Origin of the sequence: Candidatus Latescibacter sp. (assembly GCA_030692375.1) — a bacterium.
Classification (GTDB): Bacteria; Latescibacterota; Latescibacteria; order Latescibacterales; family Latescibacteraceae; genus JAUYCD01.
On sequence record JAUYCD010000129.1, the window covers coordinates 1 to 5,766 of the forward strand.

Below are 5,766 nucleotides of genomic sequence, written 5' to 3' on the forward strand. Positions count from 1 at the left end.
TTTCATAACAATACCTTAAGTATAATAAATCTAAACCGCCATGTCAAGCTAAATATTCATTTATTTTATTTATTTATAATAACTTATGTCAATATTATCCTTTTGTCGCCCTCGTCTTATTAAGGGGGGAATTCAGGGAGCGGGTTCTTTCAAACTCTAATAAATGTTTACATAGTAATAGGGATAATTTTCTTTTTCCCCCCTTAATAAGGGGGGTAGGGGGGATTAACTATTCGGATAATCACCCATTGGCTTACTTAACAACATACTGTTATTTTTTTTCTGCCGTCACCATTCACGAAAAACGAGGAAATAATGAGGAAACTCCTGCTTTTGACCGTTCTCCTTGCCGCGTTCGGTATCCTGGCCTTTGGCTGCGGGAAATCGGGCGGGAAAAGTAAGTCATCCGATAAAGGAAAAATCAGCATCGCGGTAATCCCCAAAGGCACCACCCACGAGTTCTGGAAATCCATCCATGCGGGCGCCATCAAGGCTTCCAGAGAGCTGGGAGTGGATATCACCTGGAAGGGGCCTCTCAAAGAGGATGACCGTGAGGAACAGAACCAGATCGTGGAAACATTCATATCATCGGGAGTCAGCGCCATCGTTCTTGCGCCTCTGGACGACCGCTCGCTCATTCAGCCGGTGCGCGCCGCGAAGGGAAAAGGCATTCCCACTGTCATCATCGACTCCGGCCTTCAGGAGAACTACCATGCCTCATTTGTGGCCACCGACAATTACAGGGGCGGAACCCTTGCGGCGGACCGCCTGGGCGAGCTAATCAAGGGCAAGGGAAAGATAATCATGCTTCGCTACCAGGAGGGGAGCGCCTCGACCACCGAACGCGAGAAAGGATTCATGGACACGGTCAAATCCAAATTCCCGGGAATCGAGGTCCTCTCCGAGAACCAGTATGCCGGGGCGACCACGGAAACCGCCTATACCGCCAGCGAGAATCTATTGAACCGTTTCAAAACCCCGGACGCTATTTTCACCCCCAATGAATCGAGCACCTTCGGGTGCCTGCGCGCGCTCCAGGACCGCGGCCTTGCCGGGAAGATCACCTTTGTCGGATTCGATTCCTCGGTAAAACTGGTGGAGGCGCTTCAGAAAGGCGAAATTAAGGGGCTGGTGCTTCAGAATCCGTTCAAAATGGGCTATCTCGGGGTGAAAACCGCCGCCGCCATCCTCAAAGGGGAACCGTACGAGAAACGTATCGACACCGGGGTCACCATAGCCACTCCCCAGAACATGAACGACCCGGAAATTAAACAGCTTCTGTCGCCGGATTTGTCGGAGTATTTGAAGTGAAAGGAAAATACTGTCTGAACCACTGATTTATGTGATGCATATGATAAAAGATGATGAAAAAAAAATGCACTAGGTAAAGAGAAATGTCAGTCAGAACCTTGATTCACTTGATTAAACGATTAGCATAATTTTATTGGCTGATTAATCATGGTAATCCTTTAATCACATAAATCATGGTTCAGACTTTCTTGTCTTTTTTTTTATGAATTTATTCTGGATTCTGACTCCTGAATTCTGTCTTTTATTTCAGATTTTACTTAGGTCTTCTTTATGAACACACCTCAATCCCCGCTCCTCTCCATGCGGGGCATCTCCAAGTCGTTCGGGGGGGTTCACGCCCTCAGAGGAGTCGACCTGGATGTCGCCCGTGGGGAAGTACATGCGCTCATCGGGGAAAACGGCGCCGGGAAATCCACCCTCATGAAAATTCTCTCCGGGGCAATCCGCGCCGACAGCGGGGAGATGTTCCTGGACGGCAGGCCTTACGAACCCCATGATCCTCTTCAGGCGCGGCGGCTGGGCATCTCCATGGTCTATCAGGAGCTGAACCTGGCGCTGCACCTCACAGTGGAAGAAAATCTCATGCTGGGGATCGAGGACTCATCATACGGATTTATCCGCCGTGATACCTATGTCCCCCGCATTCGCCAGGCGATGGAGACCCTTCGCCATACCGATCTTCACCCGAAAGCAATTGTCCGCGACCTCTCGCCCGCGGCCCGTCAACTGGTGGAAATCGCCCGCGGCCTTATTACCGATACCATGGTATTCGTACTCGACGAACCCACATCTTCCCTTTCCCGTCTGGACACCGAGCATCTCTTTACCGTGATCCGGTCGCTCAAAGCAAAAGGGGTCAGTATCATCTACATCAGCCATTTTCTGGAAGAGGTAAAGCACGTGGCCGACCTTTTCACTGTGCTTCGCGACGGCGAGACTGCGGGAAAGGGCGATGCCGCCGCCGCTCCGATCGAGAAGATCATCGAGCTCATGGTGGGCAGGCCTTTGACCGAGATGTTTCCCCGAGTCCCACACAAGACCGGCGGGGAGCTTTTTTCTGTCCGGGGGCTTACGGGGACGAAACTGCCGGTTGATGTATCATTCACCGTCAGAGGCGGAGAGATATTCGGGATTGCCGGTCTTGTGGGAGCGGGAAGAACCGAAACGCTGCGGATTCTCTACGGCCTCGGGGACCGTGCAGCCGGAGAGGTAAAAATCGCCGCCTGGTCTGGCCATACCGGCAAAATCACCCCGCCTCACATGATACGGCAGGGTGTGGCCTTCCTCTCAGAGGACAGGAAAAACGAAGGCCTGGCTCTGAGACGGTCGGTCGCCGAGAATATTACCTTGTCCACCCTGGATCGCATGACACGATGGGGACTTGTGGGCGACAGCGCCATCGCCGAAGTGGCGAAGAAATGGGCCGGACGCCTTTCCATGAAGATCGGCGAGGTTACTGACAAGGTTACCAGCCTTTCGGGAGGAAATCAGCAGAAAGTGGCCATTGCCCGCCTGCTCGAGGAAAACGCCGACATTTTTCTTCTGGACGAGCCGACCCGCGGGGTGGATGTCGGCTCGAAGGTGGAGATTTTTCGCCTGATCGGCGAGCTGGCCGCCAAAGGAAATGCGGTGGTAATTGTGAGCTCTTATCTCCCTGAACTCCTCGGAATCTGCGATACCATCGCGGTGATGCACCGTGGGACGCTCGGACCGAAACGGCCGGTGACGGAGTGGAATGAATTTTCCATCATGAACGAAGCTACATCCGGAACAGTGTAAGTGGCAAAGTGACAGAGTGACAAAGTAAAAAGGGAACCACGAAACACACAAAAGGCACGAAAGAAAATTTTAAAAAAAAATGAATTACAAATTTCGTGTTTTTCGTGATTTTCGTGGTAAAATTTTTTTTAAACGCAGGATTGGAATGGATAAAATAGAATCAGAAAAACCCCGTTCTTTTTTCCAAAAGAACATGAATTTCCGGAGGCTGTTCTCATTCATCGGGCCTTTCCTCGGGCTGGGAATCATCATCGGCTTCTTCGGCATTCTCCAGCCGGACAAATTTCTTACCTTTTATAACTTCATGACTGTCGCCAATCAGACAGTGATCGTGGCGCTCGCCGCCATGGGCATGACCTTCATCATCATATCCGGGGGGATCGATCTCTCGGTGGGCTCTGTAATCGCGCTCAACACCGTGGTGACCGCCCTCCTTATCAACCACGGATTCAGCCCCCTGACGGCGCTGGTGATCGGGGTGCTGTCCTGTGTGTTCGCCGGGTCGCTTTCGGGACTTCTTATCGGCGGACTTGGCATCGTGCCTTTCATCGCCACCCTGGGAATGATGGGCATCGCACGCGGGGTGGCTAAATGGCTTGCCGGGGAGCAGAAAGTCGACGCTCCCATGACATGGCTCTGCGACCTCATGGGGAAATCCGACAGACTGAGCTGGCTCATCTTCTCTCCCGGAGTCTGGCTCATGCTCATTTCCGCGGTGGCAGTAGCCATCGTCCTCAAATACTCCCTCTTCGGCCGATATACCTTTGCCATCGGGTCCAGCGAATCCACCGCACGGCTCTGCGGAATACAGGTAGAGCGGGTGAAATTTTACATCTATACATTCGGAGGATTCATGACCGGACTCGCCGGGTTGATGCAGTTCTCACGGCTGACTGTAGGGGACCCGACGGTCGCGGCCGGAAAGGAGCTCGATGTCATCGCGGCGGTGGTGATAGGGGGCGGCTCGCTGAGCGGCGGCGAAGGCTCAATCCTCGGCACCATGATCGGAGCATTCATCATGGCCTTTCTCCGGAACGGCTGCAACATGACCGGCATCCCCAACTATGTCCAGGAGATCATCATCGGACTTATCATCGTCGGGGCGGTTGCCATTGACAACCTGCGCCACCGGAAAGTAAAGTAAAGAATGTCCAAAGCCCATTTATACATGGCGACATATTTTATTGCGTTTCTTTTCAAAATAGATGCCGAAACGAGTTCGGCATGACACGTGTCATCCTGAACTCGTTGCCGCTTCACGGGAACGATAAAACCGTTTCAGGATCTAAATACTCAAAACATGTGCATTTATTTATGTCGTCATGTACAGAATGAAGAGGCAACGCGGCAAATGAATGAAGAGTCTATTTCAACATAAGCATCTTGCCGGTTTTGGTGAAACGGTAATTTCATTCCATGACGGGAGAATACATGAAAAAAGCGCTGATAACCGGAATCACCGGCCAGGACGGCAGTTATCTGGCGGAGTACCTTCTCTCGAGGGGGTACGAAGTGCACGGCTTGGTGCGGAGAGCGGCCATCGAGGATCCCGCGCACCGGATGAGCCGTATTGTCCAGATCGTTGACCGGTTGAAACTGCATTCCGGGACGATCGACAACTATGCCAGCATCTACCGGGTGGTTGCCCTGGTAAGGCCGGACGAATTCTATCACCTTGCCGCCCAGAGTTTTGTCGCGGAGAGTTTTGAAGATTCCTTCTCCACACTGAATGTGAACATCTTCGGCACCCTGAACGCCCTTGCGGCTGTCCGTGAGCTGGCGCCGCTCTGCCGGTTCTACTTCGCGGGCTCATCCGAGATGTTCGGCAAAGTGCAGGAATCCCCGCAGAATGAAAAAACCTCATTCTACCCCCGGTCGCCCTATGGCATCTCCAAGGTTGCCGGATTCGACCTGACCAGGAATTACCGCGAGGCGTACGGTATGTTTGCGGTTTCGGGGATTCTCTTCAACCATGAATCTCCCCGGCGGGGGTTTGAATTCGTGACCCGCAAGATCACCTCCAACGCAGCCTTGATCAAGCTTGGGCTGGCGAAAACCCTGAGCCTGGGGAACCTGGAAGCCCGCCGCGACTGGGGACACAGCCGTGAGTATGTCTGTCAGATGCACGCCATGCTGCAGCTCGAAACTCCCGAGGATTTTGTCATCGCCACCGGAGAGACACATACCGTCCGGGAATTCTGCGAGCTGGCATTCTCCGAGCTTGACCTGGATTACCGTGATTACGTGCATACTGATGATCGCTTCATACGGCCCAGCGAGGTGGAGCTTCTTGTCGGCGATTATTCCAAAGCGCAGAAACTGCTCGGCTATACGCCCACCATTCGTTTCCCTGACCTGGTCAAGGATATGGTATGGTCGGATTACGAGAGGATGAAACATGAGGGGAGACGGTCTGAACCATGATTTATGGGATTAAAGGATTACCATGATTACTTAACCCGAATTATTCACAAACTTGCTATGACATTTTCTTAACTCTTTTTTAAACAAATACTTATTATTAATTTTGGAGGCAGCCCCCTAAATCCCCCGAAGGGGGACTTTTCATGGTAAAGATGAAAATGCGTAAGCGTAACTTATAAAAAATAACCGATTATGCCTTGTCTTGCAGTCTTTTAAGTCCCCCTTCGGGGGATTTAGGGGGCTGTATTTTAC

General features: G+C 52.0%; 4 protein-coding genes. All 4 read left to right on the plus strand.

The window, feature by feature from the left end; genetic code table 11:
* Positions 1 to 315 precede the first annotated feature (315 nt).
* The 4 genes from Q8O92_07975 (at position 316) to Q8O92_07990 (ending at position 5,514) form a co-directional block, all read left to right on the plus strand.
* A complete protein-coding gene (locus Q8O92_07975) occupies positions 316 to 1,311 on the plus strand; it encodes a substrate-binding domain-containing protein (protein MDP2983251.1) in 996 nt (331 codons plus the stop codon).
* Between the two features lie 270 nt (positions 1,312 to 1,581).
* Complete coding sequence (locus tag Q8O92_07980) at positions 1,582 to 3,090, plus strand: sugar ABC transporter ATP-binding protein (protein MDP2983252.1); 1,509 nt, start codon at positions 1,582 to 1,584, stop codon at positions 3,088 to 3,090.
* Between the two features lie 145 nt (positions 3,091 to 3,235).
* Positions 3,236 to 4,234, plus strand: coding sequence for an ABC transporter permease (locus tag Q8O92_07985; GenBank protein MDP2983253.1), 999 nt, complete (start codon positions 3,236 to 3,238; stop codon positions 4,232 to 4,234).
* A gap of 287 nt (positions 4,235 to 4,521) precedes the next feature.
* Complete coding sequence (locus Q8O92_07990; protein MDP2983254.1) at positions 4,522 to 5,514, plus strand: GDP-mannose 4,6-dehydratase; 993 nt, start codon at positions 4,522 to 4,524, stop codon at positions 5,512 to 5,514.
* Positions 5,515 to 5,766: the final 252 nt, after the last annotated feature.